Annotated in this window: 15 protein-coding genes; 6 read left to right on the top strand and 9 right to left on the bottom strand. The window is 64.8% G+C overall.

The window, feature by feature from the left end; all coding sequences use genetic code 11:
* Nucleotides 1-2: 2 nt before the first annotated feature.
* The 3 genes from HB675_RS20240 to aroE are packed head-to-tail and all read left to right on the top strand — an operon-like array spanning nt 3 to nt 2,508.
* Nucleotides 3-464: a MaoC family dehydratase gene (locus tag HB675_RS20240; RefSeq protein ID WP_213880806.1), complete on the top strand. Its 462-nt coding sequence runs from the start codon at nt 3-5 to the stop codon at nt 462-464.
* Nucleotides 461-1,693, top strand: coding sequence for a CoA transferase (locus HB675_RS20235; RefSeq protein WP_213880804.1), 1,233 nt, complete (start codon nt 461-463; stop codon nt 1,691-1,693). The genes HB675_RS20240 and HB675_RS20235 overlap by 4 nt, the downstream gene beginning before the upstream one ends.
* On the top strand, nt 1,690-2,508 hold the full coding sequence (gene aroE / locus HB675_RS20230) for a shikimate dehydrogenase (protein WP_213880803.1): 819 nt from the start codon (nt 1,690-1,692) through the stop codon (nt 2,506-2,508). Before HB675_RS20235 ends, aroE begins: the two co-directional genes overlap by 4 nt.
* 53 nt (nt 2,509-2,561) lie before the next feature.
* Here the strand turns inward: aroE and HB675_RS20225 are convergent, their stop codons facing one another.
* Nucleotides 2,562-3,161 (bottom strand): cupin, encoded by a 600-nt coding sequence (locus tag HB675_RS20225; RefSeq protein WP_256737621.1) that lies wholly within the window; start codon nt 3,159-3,161, stop codon nt 2,562-2,564.
* Nucleotides 3,162-3,316: 155 nt separating this feature from the next.
* Between HB675_RS20225 and HB675_RS20220 the strand changes: the two genes are divergently transcribed.
* The 3 genes from HB675_RS20220 to HB675_RS20210 all read left to right on the top strand — a co-directional run bounded on the left by HB675_RS20220 (nt 3,317) and on the right by HB675_RS20210 (nt 5,343).
* Nucleotides 3,317-3,580, top strand: coding sequence for a DUF1652 domain-containing protein (locus HB675_RS20220; protein WP_213880801.1), 264 nt, complete (start codon nt 3,317-3,319; stop codon nt 3,578-3,580).
* A gap of 90 nt (nt 3,581-3,670) precedes the next feature.
* Nucleotides 3,671-4,366: a fumarylacetoacetate hydrolase family protein gene (locus HB675_RS20215; RefSeq protein ID WP_213880799.1), complete on the top strand. Its 696-nt coding sequence runs from the start codon at nt 3,671-3,673 to the stop codon at nt 4,364-4,366.
* A gap of 86 nt (nt 4,367-4,452) precedes the next feature.
* Nucleotides 4,453-5,343: an AraC family transcriptional regulator gene (locus tag HB675_RS20210; RefSeq protein ID WP_213880894.1), complete on the top strand. Its 891-nt coding sequence runs from the start codon at nt 4,453-4,455 to the stop codon at nt 5,341-5,343.
* Nucleotides 5,344-5,382: 39 nt separating this feature from the next.
* Here HB675_RS20210 and HB675_RS20205 read toward each other — a convergent pair whose 3' ends face one another.
* The 8 genes from HB675_RS20205 to HB675_RS20170 form a co-directional block, all read right to left on the bottom strand.
* The gene (locus tag HB675_RS20205) at nt 5,383-6,705 is read right to left on the bottom strand and encodes an FAD-binding oxidoreductase (RefSeq protein ID WP_213880797.1); all 1,323 of its coding nucleotides are present in this window, start codon (nt 6,703-6,705) and stop codon (nt 5,383-5,385) included.
* Nucleotides 6,706-6,715: 10 nt separating this feature from the next.
* Nucleotides 6,716-7,600 (bottom strand): ABC transporter permease, encoded by an 885-nt coding sequence (locus HB675_RS20200; protein ID WP_213880795.1) that lies wholly within the window; start codon nt 7,598-7,600, stop codon nt 6,716-6,718.
* Entirely contained in the window at nt 7,597-8,562 is a 966-nt protein-coding gene (locus HB675_RS20195; protein WP_213880793.1) for an ABC transporter permease, read from the bottom strand. Before HB675_RS20195 ends, HB675_RS20200 begins: the two co-directional genes overlap by 4 nt.
* A 65-nt stretch (nt 8,563-8,627) precedes the next feature.
* On the bottom strand, nt 8,628-10,313 hold the full coding sequence (locus HB675_RS20190) for a peptide ABC transporter substrate-binding protein (RefSeq protein WP_213880791.1): 1,686 nt from the start codon (nt 10,311-10,313) through the stop codon (nt 8,628-8,630).
* 67 nt (nt 10,314-10,380) lie between these two features.
* Entirely contained in the window at nt 10,381-11,712 is a 1,332-nt protein-coding gene (locus tag HB675_RS20185; protein WP_213880789.1) for an FAD-binding oxidoreductase, read from the bottom strand.
* A complete protein-coding gene (locus tag HB675_RS20180; protein WP_213880787.1) occupies nt 11,713-12,411 on the bottom strand; it encodes an SDR family NAD(P)-dependent oxidoreductase in 699 nt (232 codons plus the stop codon).
* Nucleotides 12,401-12,898, bottom strand: coding sequence for a MarR family transcriptional regulator (locus HB675_RS20175; protein WP_213880785.1), 498 nt, complete (start codon nt 12,896-12,898; stop codon nt 12,401-12,403). Before HB675_RS20175 ends, HB675_RS20180 begins: the two co-directional genes overlap by 11 nt.
* Nucleotides 12,895-14,520, bottom strand: coding sequence for an ABC transporter ATP-binding protein (locus HB675_RS20170; protein ID WP_213880784.1), 1,626 nt, complete (start codon nt 14,518-14,520; stop codon nt 12,895-12,897). The genes HB675_RS20175 and HB675_RS20170 overlap by 4 nt, the downstream gene beginning before the upstream one ends.
* Nucleotides 14,521-14,543 lie beyond the last annotated feature (23 nt).

Genomic DNA, 14,543 nt, shown 5'->3' with positions numbered 1-14,543 from the left:
TTATGACCCTTGCCATCACTGAGAAGTACTGGGACGACGCCAAGGAAGGCGACCAGTGCATCACCCCCAGCTACACCGTCACCAAGGAACGGATCATTGCCTACGCCGACCTCACCGGTGACCATACCCCGGTGCACGTCGACGAAGCCTACGCCAACGCCAGCCACTTCGGCTGTCTGGTGGCCCACGGCCTGTTCGGCCTGAGCATCGCCGATGGCCTCAAGACCCAGGCCGACTACCGCTTCCTGCCGGGCATGTCGCTGGGCTGGACCTGGGACTTTCTGTTGCCGATCAAGGTCGACGACGTGGTCCACGTGAAGATGCGCGTGGGCAGCCTGCGCGCCAGCAAGAGCAAACCGGGCTGGGGCATCGTTGTCCTGCCTTCGGAACTGATCAACCAGCACGGTGAGATCGTCCAGCGCGGCGAGCACCGCCTGATGGTGCCACGGAGACCGCAGATATGACCCAGCCACTTCCCCTCAAGGGCATCCGTGTCATCGATTACAGCCACTTCCTCGCCGGCCCCTATGTCGGTCGTTGCCTGGCCGCGCTGGGCGCCGAAGTGATCAAGGTCGAACGGCCCGGCAGTGGTGACGCCGGCCGTCAGCACGCGTTCACCCTGGACGATCACCAGAGCGGCTACTTCCTGCAACTGAACATGGGCAAGCAGGGCGTCAGCGTCAACATGAAGGACCCGCGCGGCAAGGCCTTCATGCAGAAGCTCTGCGACTCGGCTGACGTGTTCATCGAGAACTACCGCCCCGGCGCGCTCGACAAGCTGGGCCTGGGCTACGCGGAACTGGCGGCGCGCAACCCCAAGCTGGTGTATTGCTCCATCTCGGCCTACGGCCACACCGGACCCGACGCCCACCGCGCCGGTTTCGGCCTGATCGCCGAGGCCAAGAGTGGCATCATGCAGATGGTCGGCAACCCCGGCGAGGCGCCGCCCTTGCTGCGCATCTCGCTGGGTGACATGTACACCGGCATCCACGCGGTGGCGGCCATCAACGCGGCGCTGCTGGGGCGGGTCAACAGTGGGCGCGGCCAGCACATCGATATGGCGTTGTACGACACGCTGGTGTCCATGCACGAGTACGCGGTGCAGTGCTACACCTTGTCCGGTGGCACTGTGGTGCCGGAGCAGACCGGCCACGACATGCCGACGTCGACTTTGTACGGGGTGTTTCGCGCCGCCGACGGCGACCTGGTGATCGCCGCGCAGGTGGACGACGCCTGGAAGCGTTTTGCAGCCATGCTCGCCCTGAATGGTGGCCCGGCCGACTTCGGCAGCGACACGCGCTTTCACAGCTTGAACGGGCGCAACACCCATCGGGTGGAGATCCTCGCCGTGGTCAAGGCCTGGGTGGCGGCCCACCCCGTGGCACGCATCCTCGCCTGGCTCGATGAAATCGACGTGCCCAGCGCCAAGGTGCAACGCATCGACGAAGTGATCGCCGACCCGCAGATCAAGGCACGCGGCATGATCATGGAGCAGGAACACCCGCGTTATGGCACCCTGCGCATGCCCAACCTGCCGTTCCGCTTTTCGGACTGCGACACCACCATCCACCAGGTGGCCCCGGACCTGGGCGAACACAACGCCCAGGTGGCTGCCGAGCTGGGCTTCAGCCCTGAAGAGATTTCGGCGATGCAGGCGGATGGCGTTCTCTTTACCCCAGGAGGTGCACAATGACGGATCGTTACGCGGTGATCGGCCGGCCCATCAGCCACACCAAATCTCCGCTGATTCACGGCTTGTACGCCGAGGCCACCGGACAGGACATCGCCTACGGTGCCATCGAAGGCTCGCTGGACCACTTTGCCGATGACGTGCGCGGCTTTCGCGACGAGGGCGGGCGGGGCATGAACATCACCGCGCCGTTCAAAATGCAGGCCTTCGAGTTGGCCGACAGCCGCAGTGCCCGCGCGACGCTGGCCAAGGCGTCCAATTGCCTGAAGTTCGAGAACGGCAAGATATTCGCCGAGAACTACGACGGCATCGGCCTGCTACGGGATATTCAATCCAACCTGAAGACGCCGCTGGCGGGACGCAGGTTGCTGATCCTGGGTGCAGGCGGGGCGGTGCGCGGGGCTATTTTGCCATTCCTGGAAGCGGGACCGGCCCAGGTGGTGGTGGTCAACCGTGACGTGACCAAGGCTCAGGCGCTGGCCATTGAAGTGAACAATCCCTTGCTGACCGTGCTGGGCTACGACGACCTGGCCGGCCAGACGTTCGACGTGGTGGTCAACGCCACCTCCGCCAGCCTGATGGGGGAATGTCCGCCGATTCATGGCGACGTGTTCAAGGACGTGCAGTTGGCTTACGAACTGGCCTACGGCAAGGGCCTGACGCCGTTTTTGCGCCTGGCCAGGGAGTCGGGGGTCAAGGCGATCGCCGATGGCGTCGGCATGCTGGTGGAGCAGGCGGCGGAGGCGTTTGAATGGTGGCGCGGGGTACGGCCGGATACCCGGCCGGTGATTGATCGGTTGACCGTGCCGCTGGTCTGACAACCGCCGTGACTCCCCGCGCGGGAGCACTCACGCGCGAACGTCTCAATTCCCTAGGTGTGTGGGCGCCAATAGCGCCGCACGGCCCCCGGATCCCCTTGCACCGGATCGCTGTCCGGAAACGGTAGCGCAGCGATCGCTGCCATTTGCGCCGGCGTCGGGGCCTGGCGGTTGATATCGCCTTGTTGCCCCGGCGGGTAGGCGCCCACCACCTCGAAATCCGCGCTGGAACCCAGGTTGCAGTGCCCGGTCCCGGCCGGCAGTAGCAGCACGTCCCCGGCACTCACCTTGACCACAGGCCCATTGGGACCGCCCAGCATCAGCCGCGCCGTGCCGGCGAATACCCCCAGCACTTCGTGGCCCTTGATGTGGTAGTGGTGGTAGTCGAACACCCCGTAGCGCCATTGCGGCGGCCAGCCGTTGGCGTTGAAGGGGGTCTCGAAGGCGGCAGCCGGGTCGCTGCCGGTGATGGCGATGGCGTTGGGGTAGATCAGCACCGGCAGCTTCGGGTTGTTCGGCACCCAGCCGTTGGGTTGCAGCTGCAAGGTCTGGACGGCTGCCGGGCTGGCGCCGGCCTTGCCGATCCACGGGACGCGGGCGCTGAGCAGCAGCAGGCAGCCGAGTTGAGTGAAGTCGCGACGAAACAGAGGCATGAGTTTTCTCCGCAAAACCTGAGATCGGTTTCAGCGTAGCATCGGTCGCGGCTGCGGCCCGCCAGGGTCAATAAAACGGAATAAAAACTTCTGGGGTCATTACTCGTGGGTAATCAATATGTTTCAATACCGGCTTTCCGGGGGGGAGTGCATCGATGCTGTCACATCAAGATTTGCAACATCTGATGGAGCGGGAATTTTTACCGCTGCGCTGCCAGACCACCTTCGACACCGAGGGCGCGATGACCGTACGGGTGACCCATCCCAAGACCGACGAAGTGGTATTTGTCTCCTCGGCCATCGCCACCCAGACCTTGATCAGCAGCCGCGACCTGCTCAAGCTGGTGGGTGAGCTACGCCAGAGTTTCGCCGCTGCCCGCCAGGGCAAGGCCGCCAATGGACCCGTGTTGGGGCGCTGAGCGTTGCTGCGTGCAAAAACCGCGTACAGCAGTGCAAAACCTGAACGCTGAGGCGCTGCACAATGGGTGACTGCCAATGAGGACGTCACCATGAGCGAGTTTGTACTGCCAGCCCCACCCACCCCTTCGTTGGCCGTCGCCGGCGAATCGGCCCGGTTTGCCATCCGCCGCGTGTTCTGCGTAGGCCGCAACTACAGCGAGCACGCTCGGGAAATGGGCCACGACCCCGACCGCGAACCGCCGTTTTTCTTCAGCAAGCCGGCCGATGCCGTGGTCGCTGCCCAAGGCACCATCGCCTACCCACCGTTGACCGAGGACCTGCACCACGAAGTGGAGCTGGTGGTCGCCATCGGCAAGGACGGCGTGGACATCAGCCCCGAGACCGCGCTGGAGCATGTCTGGGGCTACGGCCTGGGTATCGACCTGACCCGCCGCGACATCCAGGCCCAGGCCAAGAAACTCGGCCGGCCGTGGGACTGGGCCAAGGGCTTCGACGAATCGGCACCCACCACCCCGCTGCGCCGGGTCAGCGACACCGGGCACCCGGCCAGCGCGGCGATCTGGCTCAAGGTCAACGGCGACACCCGCCAGCAGGGCGATCTCGCCGATCAGATCTGGTCGGTGGCCGATGTCATCAGCTACGCCTCGCAGTCGGTGGCACTCAAGGCTGGCGACCTGATTTTCACCGGCACCCCGGCCGGGGTCGGGGCCTTGCAGCCGGGCGATGTGGTCACTGCCGGCATCGACGGCGTCGGCGAGCTGAGTTTCACCCTCGGCCAGCGCTGACTTGGCGCAGGGCCAGCGGGTGATTACAGTAGGCGTCTGTGTCCGCCGAGCAGCGCCCCGTGAACTCACCCGTCTTGACCTACGCTATGCAACAACGCAGCGACCGCGAGGATTTCTACATCCGCGACAAGCGCGGTCGTGCGGCGCTGACCAGCCCACACCGGCATGACTATTTCCAGATCCAGATCAACCTCGGTGGCGACACCGTGCAGCACATCGGTGGCGCGGTACGGCCCTTTCCCCACCGCGCCCTGGCGTTCATCCTGCCGCATCGGCTGCACCTGATTCCCCATCCGGAAGACGGCGATTTCATGCTGATCAACTTCAGCCAGGCATTCATCCTGCCGCAGTTGCCCTGCGACCCGCTGGACCTGGAAGACGTTGCCATCGACCGGGCGCCAGAGCTGTCTCCGTTCCAGTTTCAGGAGCAGCTGGATTTCATTTTCGATGAGTCGACGTTTGCCGAGATCACCGCGCTGCTCGAACGCATGCGCGGGCTGGACGCCGAACGCGGGTTTGGTTCGCGCGAGCAGCTCAAGGGTTATCTGCTGTTATTGATCGGCCGTGTCTGCGCCGAATACGCCGAGCCCTTGCAGGCACTGGCTGCCGATAACGCCGCACGGCGCGGGCGGCGTGATGCCTTGGGCCGGGTACGGCGCTATATTCGAGAGCATTTGCATGAACCGACGTTGAACCTCAAGGACGCGGCCGCGGCTGCCTTTCTCTCGCCCAATTACCTGACCCACCTGTTGCGCAAGGAGACCGGCAAGCCGTTCTCGCAACTGGTGCTGGACCGGCGCATGCAGCTGGCGCGCACGTTGCTGCTCAACAGCGAGCAACAGGTCGGGCAGGTCGGCGCGGCGTGCGGATTTGCCGACGAGGCGTATTTTTCCCGCTGCTTTCGCAGGGAAAATGGCCTGGCGCCGGGGAAATTTCGGGTTCGGCAGAGGGGCTCGGCAGGGCCTGCGGACGAATAACCAGCCTGCGTGTGGTAATCGCTGCAGGCCCTGGCTGGCTCAGGCATGGGGCGGCAACGCACTGCCATTGAGCCTGGCCTTGACCCAGTCACTGGCCCGGTAATAGCGCAACGACAATTGCGGCCCGAAACTCATGTAGAACGGCGCGGCCTTCAGCGGCTCGATCGGTAACGCCAGGTGCTCGGGCGACACCCCCAGCGCCCATTCCGAGAGGATACCGCCGAGCATGCTGCCGGTGGGCACGCCGCGTCCGGACAGGCCGGTGAGGGCGACCACCCCCGGCGCGAGGTCGTAGAGCCTGGGCACGGTGCGGTATTGCATGTCCAGCTCGCCGAACCAGAAGTATTCCCAGCGCAGCGCCTGGCGGATCTGTGGGTGCAGCCACTTGAGGCGATCGGACATGACCTGGCGAGTGTAGGCCATGTCGGTGCCTCGCCGGCCCATGGGGAACATCGAGGCGACGATGCGGCCCTCGGCGTTGTACTTGTAGACGTAGATGTCGCCGCGCCCGTCATGAATCGTGGTGTTTTGCGGCAACACGCTCAGGCGTTCTTCCGGGCTCAAGGGCTGGGTGGCGGCGACGAAGACTTTCATGATCTTGAAGCTCTGCTCAAGCTTCGGCCAGCCATCCACGGTGTAGGCGCCGGTGGCGAAGATCACCTTGTCGGCCAGCACCGTGCCGCGTGCGGTGTTCACCGCCCAGTTCGCCCCTTCGCGCTTGACCGAGACCACCCGCGAATCGGAATACAGCGCGACGCCTTCCTGCATGGCCCCGCGGGCCAGGCCGCGGGCATAGCCCAGCGGGTTGAGGTGGCCGGCCTCGGTGTGGAACCAGCCGCCCTGAAAGCGCGGGCTGCCGGTGACGGTCTGCACCTGGGCCTTGTCCAGCACCTGGGTCTTGGCGCCGACGGCGTTGTACTCGTCGCGCTTGCGCTCCAGTTCGCCCATCTGACCGCGATTGAGGGCGCCCATCACATAGCCGTTCTGCTGCCATTCGCAGTCGATGGCGTAGGTGTCGATCATCTGCGCCACCTTGCGGTTGGCCTGGGTCTGCCGGGCGATCAAGCGTTCGGCCCACGGTTCGCCGAGGAGCTTGCGCAGCTCGGGCAAGCTGTAGTGAGTGAACGTCGGTGTGCAATGCCCGGCGTTGCGGCCCGAGCCACCGAAGCCGGCGTCCTGAGCTTCGAGCAGGACCACCTTGACGCCCTTGGCCGCCAGCTCCAGCGCAGTGGTCAGGCCGGTATAGCCACCGCCGACCACACAGACATCCGCCTGCACCCGGCCTTCCAGGGTGCTGCTGGGCGGCGCACTGGCGGCGGTGGCAAACCACAAAGTGGTGTGAAAGGGCGAGAATTCACGCATGCCGGGCTCCTCAGGGCTGATCGCTGCGCACGTCCAGCGCGTCGCGCAGGCCGTCGCCGATGAAGTTGAAGCTGGTCACCGCCAGGGTGATGGTCAGCCCGGGGATGATCGCCAGCCAAGGTGCTTGCAGCAGGTACTGCTGGGCGCCATTGAGCAGGTTGCCCCAGCTGGGCAGCGGCGGCTGGATGCCGTAGCCCAGGTAGCTGATGTACGCCTCCAGCAGAATGGCGCGGGCCACCGTCAAGGTGGCGGCGACGATGATCGGACCCATGGCGTTGGGCAACAGCTCGCTGAACATCAGCGTCGAGTTGCGCAGGCCCAGAGTGCGGGCGGCCTGGATGAAATCCCGTTCGCGCAGGGAGCGCACCTGGGACTCCACCACCCGTGCCACTTCCATCCAGCTGGTGACGGCGATAATCAAGGTGATCATCAACGCTGAAGGTTTGGTGAAGGCGGCCAGCACCAGCAGCAGGAAGATCGCCGGAAAGGCCAGAAAGGCATCCACCAGGCGCATGAGCACGGCGCCCACGCGGCCGCCATAGAAGCCGGCGACGATGCCGACCAGCGCGCCGAACAAGGTGCTGAGCAGCATCGAGAAAAACCCGACCATCAACGAAATGCGCCCGGCCATCAGCAGCCGGGCGCACAGGTCGCGCCCCAGCGGGTCGGTGCCCAGCAGGTGCGGGCCGGCAAACGGGGGGGCAAAGCGCGCGCGCAAGTCGATGGTCAGCTCGGTGTACTTGAGCAGATGGGGGCCGATGAAGCAGGCGGCGGTCAGCAGGATGATGAGCACCGTGCCCAGTACCGCCAGGCGGTTGCGACAAAAACGGCGCACGCCGCGATGCTGCCACCAGCGGACGTTGACCTGCACGGGAGCGAGGCTGAGATCGGTCATGCGCTGGCCTCCTGGGTCAGACGAATACGTGGGTCCACCAGGGCGACGACAATGTCGGCCAGCAGGTTGCCGATCAGCACCAGAATCGCCGACATCATCAGCAGCCCCATGATCACCGGGTAATCGCTGTAACCCAGGCTGTCGAGAAACAGCCGGCCGATGCCGGGCCAGGTGAACACGGTTTCGGTCACCAGCGCACCGCTGAGCAAGGTCGGCAGTTGCATGCCGGCCAGGCTGATCATCGGCAGCATGGCGTTGCCCATGATGTGCTTGAGCAGTACCCGGCGCGGGGTCAGGCCCTTGGCCCGGGCGGTGCGAATGAAATCCTGATTGACCACTTCCAGGGTGGCGCTGCGCATGTACGGGCTCCACACCGCGACGTTGACCAGTGCCAGCACCAGGCAGGGCAGTACCAGGTGCACGGAGTAGTCGCGCACAGTCTCCACACCGACGGTGAACATGTTGCCCGACGGCAGCCAGCCGAGCTTGACCGAAAACAGGTAGATGGCCACCAGCCCCAGCCAGAAGGTCGGTAGCGACAGAGCCACCATGGCACCCACCGACGACAGGAAATCGAACAGCGAGCCGCGCTTGAGGGCGCTGCGCACACCGACCACGGTGCCGATGATCATCGACAGCAGGGTCGAGCTGCCCATCAACAGCAAGGTAGCGAACAGATGCTGATAGATGATGCTCAGCACCGGCTGGTTGTCCCGGTAGGAGTGTCCCCAGTCGCCGCGTACCATGCGCCACAGCCAGTCCAGGTACTGGATCGGCAAGGGCCGGTCGAGGCCCATCTGGTGCGAAATGCGGGCCAGGGCTTCCTGGGTCATGCCCGGGGTCAGGGTGAACTGCGACAACGGGCCGCCGGGTGCCAGGTTGAGCACGGCAAAGCCCACCGCCGAGACGATCAGCAACAGGACCAGGCTTTGCCACAGACGGCTTAGCAGAAATTGCACCATGGAGCGGCTCCTCATGAAAAGGCGACCCGCCGCCGAGACGACGGCGGGCGCGCGGCGGCAAGGGCTCAGCTCCAGCGCCAGTCGGCGACGTTCCAGGTGTCGATGCGCACGTTGACGTTAGGGATCACCCCGTCGATGCCAACCTTGTGCCCGCGCACTTCGGTGAACGGGAACAGGGGCAGAAAAGGCAAGTCGCGGCGCACCACCTCCTGAAGTTTGAAATAGGTGGCGCGGCGGGTCTCGGGAGCGAACTGCTGGGCACCTTCCGTGAGCAAGGCGTCCACTTCCGGGCTTTGGTACTGCCAGGTGTTTTGCCCCGAGCCACCCTTGGCCGGTACTGCCGTGGAGCGGAAATAGTCGGAGGTGTCCGGGTCGGCAGCGGTGAGGAAGTCCAGGCCGACCACGGAGCTCTCGAACTGCGACATCATCCAGAAGTCCCCCCACATCACGGCGGGCGGCAGGTTGGAGATGCTCATGTCGACGCCGATGTCCTTGAACGACTGCTGCAAAAACTGCTGCATCTGCTCGCGCAGATGGTTGCCGGCAGTGGTGGAGTTGCTGAACGCCAGGCGTACGCCATCCTTGGCACGGATACCGTCGGCGCCTTTCTTCCAGCCGGCTTCATCGAGTTTGGCGTTGGCCTTGGCTACGTTGAACTCGTGCTTGGGCAAGTCGGGGTTGTGGTAGTAGGACTGCAGCGGAATGTAGGTTTCGGTGGGCGAGGGCAGGCCGTAGTACAGCGCGCTGAGAATGGTCGCCTTGTCCACCGCCATGTACAGCGCTTCGCGCACGGCGAGGTCCTTGAACTGCGGCTTGCCGAGGTTGAAGGCAAAGGTCTCGACGGTGGAAGCATTGAAGGCGGTCACGGTCTTGCCCGGCAGTTTTTTCGCTTCCTCGTAGTGGTCCAGGGTGATCCATTGCAGGCCGGCCACGTCGATGTCGCCGGTGTTGAATTGGGTGTAGAGGACAGTCAGGTCGGGGATGTACTTGAAGATCATCTTCTCCAGGTACGGGCCTTTGCCGAAGTACTGGGTGTTGGCCGTCAACTCGATGAAGTCGCCGGCCACGCGCCGGCTCCACTTGAACGGGCCGGTGCCGATGGGGGCGTTGTTGAACGGTGCGCTGTTCTTGTCTTCCACCGGGCCCAGGAGGTGCTCGGGGACGATGAAGGTGTCGGAGAGAATCGCGGCATAGGGCGCGAAGGGTTTGTCCATGCGCCAGGTCAGCTCGGTGGGCGAGACCACCTTGAGGTCGCGCACCAGTTCATGGCCGGTGCGGCGCCAGCTGCGAAATTTCGGGTCCACCAACAGGTCCAGGGTGAACTTGACGTCGTTGGCGGTGAAGGGCTTGCCGTCGTGCCAGGTGACCCCGTCGCGCAGCTTGATCTTCCATTGCAGGCCGTCGGCGGAGATGCCGCCGTTGGCCACAGTCGGGACTTCTACCGCCAGCATCGGTTCGAAAGTGCCATCGGGCGTGACCCGGAACAAGGGGTCGAAGACGCCGTAGTAGATGCCTTCGTCCACCTCGATGTGCAGCAGGTGCGGGTTGAAGACCGTGGGTTCCTGGGAAAAGCCGATGACCATCTGCTTGTTCAGGGTCTTGGCGTCGGCGGCGAAGGCTTCACTGGCGCCGAGCAGGCCGGTGAACACCGAGCCGGCGCCGCCGAGTCCGGCAAGGCCGGCCCAGCCCATGAGCGTCAAGGCTTGACGCCGGGTGGGGTTGAGAAGGCTATCTGGGGTCTTTTCAGTCATCGCTCATTGCCTTGTAAAGGGTGGGGGCAGTACTGGGTAAAGGGCCGCGCAGTCAATTGTTGTTGAGTCAGAACCCGCTGATCACTTCGATCTTCGAACCGTCACTGAACCGCGAGAAGCGGAAGGCGGTCGGGTCGACCACGGGGGTATCGTTGGTCACCAGGTCGGCCATCAGACGCCCGGCAGCCGGGCCGATGCCAAAGCCGTGGCCGGAGAAACCGGTGGCGATGTGAAAGCCGGGGAAGCTGTCCACGGCGGAGATCACCGGCACCGCGTCCGGGGTGGCGTCGATGTAGCCGGCCCAGCGTTGGGCGATGCGCGCCTGCTGGAACACCGGGAAGGCTTTGGTCAGGTTGGCCAAGGCCTGGTCCGACAAAGCCTTGGAGGGTTTGGGGTCGAGGACCCGGGCGTACTCGAAGGGGCTCGGCTCATCCAGCGCCCAGCGCTTGGCCATGCGCGCCTCGACAAAGAAACGGTCGGCCAGGCGCAGGCTCAGGGAGCGCCATTCCTTGCTCAGGGCCGGGATGAAATCCTTGCCGAAGCGGAACGAGTCCGGCACCACGTCGACGATGTTCTCGTGCCCGTTGGCCACGGTGTAGCCGCCGTCCTGACGCTGGCGCAGGGCAAAATCCTTGCTCCAGATCGCTTGTGTCGGGCCGCCTTCGAGCGGGAAGGTGCGCAGCACCGAGTTCATCACCTTGAGCTGAGGCAGGCGCAGATGGTGGTTGCCACAGAACAGGCTGGACCAGGCGCCACCAGCCAGCACCACGGCGCTGCAACGGATGCTGCCACGTTCGGTGACCACCCCGCTGACCCGCCCGGCGCTGGTCTCGATGCCGCGCACCGCGCACTCCACGAAGATCTTCGCGCCGCGTGCGCGGGCGCCTTCGGCAATGGCCGGCGCCGCTTTCTGTGGTTCGGCGCGGCCGTCGGCGGCGGTGTACAGCGCGCCTTTGAGGTTCATGTTCTGATTGGGCAGCAACTGCTTCAGTTCGCTGGCCGAGAGCATGCGTGATTCGAGGTCATAGCTGGCCAGGTTCTGGTTCCAGCGCTCATGGTTGGCGTATTCCTGGTCGTCGACGCAGGTGAAGATGATCCCGGCTTTCTTGTAGCCGGTGTCGCGGCCCAGGCGTTGATCCAGGCCCTGCCACATCTGCAGCGCGTGGGCCATCAGCGGCACTTCCCTGGGGTCGCGCCGGGAGATGCGTACCCAGCCCCAGTTGCGGCTCGACTGTTCATGGCCGATACCGCCTTTCTCGCACAGGGCCACCCGCAGGCCGCGTTCGGACAACTCCAGCGCCGTGGAGGCGCCGATGATGCCGCCGCCGATGACCACCACATCCACTTCATCCGGCAATTCTTTATCACCGTGCACGGGTACGACATAGGGACCGGGCATTCAGTAAGACTCCTCGAGTTGGCAGTTGATGGCGAACTCCGCCACGCTGGCTTCATTGGGCAGGTCCAGCAACAGGGCCACGGCCCGGCCGATGTCTTCGGCCTGGGTCATGAGTGCCGGGTCGCGGCTGCTCAGGGCCAAGGCCATGTCGGTGGCGACGAAGCCGGGGCACACGGCCGTGGCGCGAATCCCCGCTTCCCAGCCCTGATGACGCAAGGCATGAGCCAAGGCCACGGCGGCAAACTTGGACACCGAGTAGCTGCCGGCCGAGGCCGACTTGACCCGTTTGCCCGACAGCGAGCCGATAATGATCACTCGGCCGCGACCACTGGCGCTCAGCGCTGTCCAGGCAGCCTTGGCCAACCGTCGGGGTGCCTTGACGTTGATGTCGAGCATGGCTTCCAGATCGTCCTCGCTGACGTCGATGACGTTGTGCGGGACCATGATTCCGGCGTTGGCGATGACCCCGTCGACACGACCGAAGCGCGCCAGGGTCGCGGCGACCCAAGGCTCGGCCGCCGTCAGCTGACGGGCGTCATAGGCGTGCACCGCGACCCGCTGCGGGTCGGCCCAGTCGGGTAGAGCAGGTTCGCGCATGCCCAGCGCCAGGCGCCAGCCCTGGTCATACAGGACCTTGGCCATGGCCAGGCCCAGCCCGCGATTGGCCCCGGAGATAAGGGCGACTCGATCATCTTGCATCAGGTGCTCCTGTGGGAAATGCTTCATTGAATCCGGCGACCCGGCGGTACACCTTGCGCAGTAGCCGGATGGCCAAGGCGTGCTCGGCGTCGTCCAGGTCTTGAAAGAAAGTGCGGGACTGGCGGGTGACGATGGCGGTGACTGTCGCCGCCAACTCCCGGCCGCGCTCGCTGGCGTAGAGCTCCTGGGCGCGGTTGTCCTTGTCCGAGACCCGCCGGGTCAGCAGGCCTTGCACGGCCATCTGCTCGATGATCCGGCCCATGGCGGCGCGGTCCTTGAGCAGCCAGCGCGCCAGGGTCGAGGGGCGAATGCCGGGGTGCTCGTTGACCAGAAGCAAAGTGCCGATCTTGCCGGTGCCCTTGGCCACTTCCAGGCCTTCGAGTTCATCGTCCAGGTCCTTGGAGACGATGCGGCTGAGGCAGCGGATGTAGAAACTGAGCAACAGGCCCAGATCCCCCAGTTCGTCTCTTTCCACTCTGGCAGTCATGAGCAGGCCCAGTCGCTGCGCGGTACCGCCGCCAGCAGTCGCTGGGTGTAGGCATGGACCGGGTGGTTGAAGACCTGGTAGGGCGCGCCGTGCTCGACGATCTTGCCCTGGTGGATCACCGCCACTTCGTCGCAGATACGGCTGGCTACACGCAGGTCATGGGTGATGAAGATCATCGCCACCCGGGTTTCCTGCTGCACGGTGGCCAGCAGCTCGATGATCTGCGCCTGGATGGACACGTCCAGGGCCGACACGGCTTCGTCGGCGATCAGCACCAGCGGGTCGAACATCAGCGCCCGGGCGATGCCGATACGCTGGCGCTGGCCACCGGAAAACTCATGGGGGTAGCGTTCGAAGGCGCTGTCATCCAGGCCCACCAGCTTGAGCAGCTTGAGCGCCTTGAGCCGGGCCTTTTCATAGGCCACGCCGTGTTCCTGGGGGCCGATGGTGAGGATGCGACCGATGCTGTGGCGGGGGTTGAGGGAGGCGAAGGGGTCCTGGAAGATCATCTGGATGTAACGGCGCACCGGGCGAAAGGCCGCCTGGGACAGCGGGCAGATGTCTTGACCGTCAAAGTGGATGCTGCCGCTGTCGCTGGGCATCAGCTTCATCAACAGCCGCCCCAGAGACGACTTGCCGGAGCCGGACTCGCCGACGATCCCCAAGGTGCGGCCTTTGCGCAGTTCGAAGCTGACCCCGTCCACGGCCTTGACCGTACGCCCCTTGGCGAAGAAACGGCCGGCGGTGATGTAGGTCTTGCACAGGTCCTGGACCTTGAGCACCACCGGCGCCTGACCCAGATTTTTCCGGTCCTGCAGGGCCATGCGGGGCACGGCGGCCAGCAGCTTGCGGGTGTAGGGGTGTTGGGGGTCACGCAGCACCTGTGCGGCCGGGCCTTGCTCCACCAGCCGGCCTTTTTCCATGACCGCCACCCGGTCGGCAATCTCCGCCACCACGCCGAAGTCGTGGGTGATGAACATCACGCCCATGCCCTTGCGCCGTTGCAGGGTGCGGATCATCTCGAGGATCTGCGCCTGGGTGGTGACGTCCAGCGCGGTGGTGGGTTCATCGGCGATCAGCAACTGCGGGTCAAGGGCCAAAGCCATGGCGATCATCACTCGCTGACGCTGGCCGCCGGACAGGCGAAACGGGTACTGGTGGCGCAGTTGTTCCGGGTCGGGCAGGCCCACTTCTGTGAGCAACTGCACGACCCGGCGCTGCTGCTCCTGGCTGTCGCTGACGCCGTGCACGGCGAGGGTTTCGGCGATCTGCTCGCCCAAGGTCATCAAGGGGTTGAGGGCCGACAGCGGGTCTTGAAAAATGATGGAGATCGCCTGCCCGCGCAGGCCGCGCAAGGTGCGCTCATCGCAGGCCAGCAAGTTCTGGCCGTTGAACAGGATCTGCCCTTGGCTCACCGCGATGGAGGACGGCAAGAGGCCCATGAGGGTGTTGGCGGTGACCGATTTGCCGGATCCTGATTCACCAATGATGCAGAGGATTTCGCCGCTGGCCAGGTCGAAGGAGATGTCCTCCACGGCGTGACTGCGGTCCATGCCCTGAGGCAGCCGGACGCTGAGGTTCTGCACCGAAAGCAGGGTACGGACAGCTTGGAGAGGTTCCATGTTCTGACTTCCCGAGGGCGGCG

Source organism: Pseudomonas sp. dw_358 (assembly GCF_018449655.1).
In the GTDB taxonomy this organism is placed as follows: domain Bacteria; phylum Pseudomonadota; class Gammaproteobacteria; order Pseudomonadales; family Pseudomonadaceae; genus Aquipseudomonas.
This window is presented reverse-complemented; position numbering and strand designations above follow the sequence as displayed.

What these genes read in the sequence shown, in the direction of transcription:
- HB675_RS20190 (WP_213880791.1), bottom strand. Translation starts at nt 10,313, where the DNA reads ATGACTGAAAAGACCCCAGATAGCCTTCTCAACCCCACCCGGCGTCAA.
- HB675_RS20215 (WP_213880799.1), top strand. Translation starts at nt 3,671, where the DNA reads ATGAGCGAGTTTGTACTGCCAGCCCCACCCACCCCTTCGTTGGCCGTC.
- HB675_RS20195 (WP_213880793.1), bottom strand. Translation starts at nt 8,562, where the DNA reads ATGGTGCAATTTCTGCTAAGCCGTCTGTGGCAAAGCCTGGTCCTGTTG.
- HB675_RS20170 (WP_213880784.1), bottom strand. Translation starts at nt 14,520, where the DNA reads ATGGAACCTCTCCAAGCTGTCCGTACCCTGCTTTCGGTGCAGAACCTC.
- aroE (WP_213880803.1), top strand. Translation starts at nt 1,690, where the DNA reads ATGACGGATCGTTACGCGGTGATCGGCCGGCCCATCAGCCACACCAAA.
- HB675_RS20225 (WP_256737621.1), bottom strand. Translation starts at nt 3,161, where the DNA reads ATGCCTCTGTTTCGTCGCGACTTCACTCAACTCGGCTGCCTGCTGCTG.
- HB675_RS20205 (WP_213880797.1), bottom strand. Translation starts at nt 6,705, where the DNA reads ATGCGTGAATTCTCGCCCTTTCACACCACTTTGTGGTTTGCCACCGCC.
- HB675_RS20175 (WP_213880785.1), bottom strand. Translation starts at nt 12,898, where the DNA reads ATGACTGCCAGAGTGGAAAGAGACGAACTGGGGGATCTGGGCCTGTTG.
- HB675_RS20235 (WP_213880804.1), top strand. Translation starts at nt 461, where the DNA reads ATGACCCAGCCACTTCCCCTCAAGGGCATCCGTGTCATCGATTACAGC.
- HB675_RS20240 (WP_213880806.1), top strand. Translation starts at nt 3, where the DNA reads ATGACCCTTGCCATCACTGAGAAGTACTGGGACGACGCCAAGGAAGGC.
- HB675_RS20210 (WP_213880894.1), top strand. Translation starts at nt 4,453, where the DNA reads ATGCAACAACGCAGCGACCGCGAGGATTTCTACATCCGCGACAAGCGC.
- HB675_RS20180 (WP_213880787.1), bottom strand. Translation starts at nt 12,411, where the DNA reads ATGCAAGATGATCGAGTCGCCCTTATCTCCGGGGCCAATCGCGGGCTG.
- HB675_RS20200 (WP_213880795.1), bottom strand. Translation starts at nt 7,600, where the DNA reads ATGACCGATCTCAGCCTCGCTCCCGTGCAGGTCAACGTCCGCTGGTGG.
- HB675_RS20185 (WP_213880789.1), bottom strand. Translation starts at nt 11,712, where the DNA reads ATGCCCGGTCCCTATGTCGTACCCGTGCACGGTGATAAAGAATTGCCG.
- HB675_RS20220 (WP_213880801.1), top strand. Translation starts at nt 3,317, where the DNA reads ATGCTGTCACATCAAGATTTGCAACATCTGATGGAGCGGGAATTTTTA.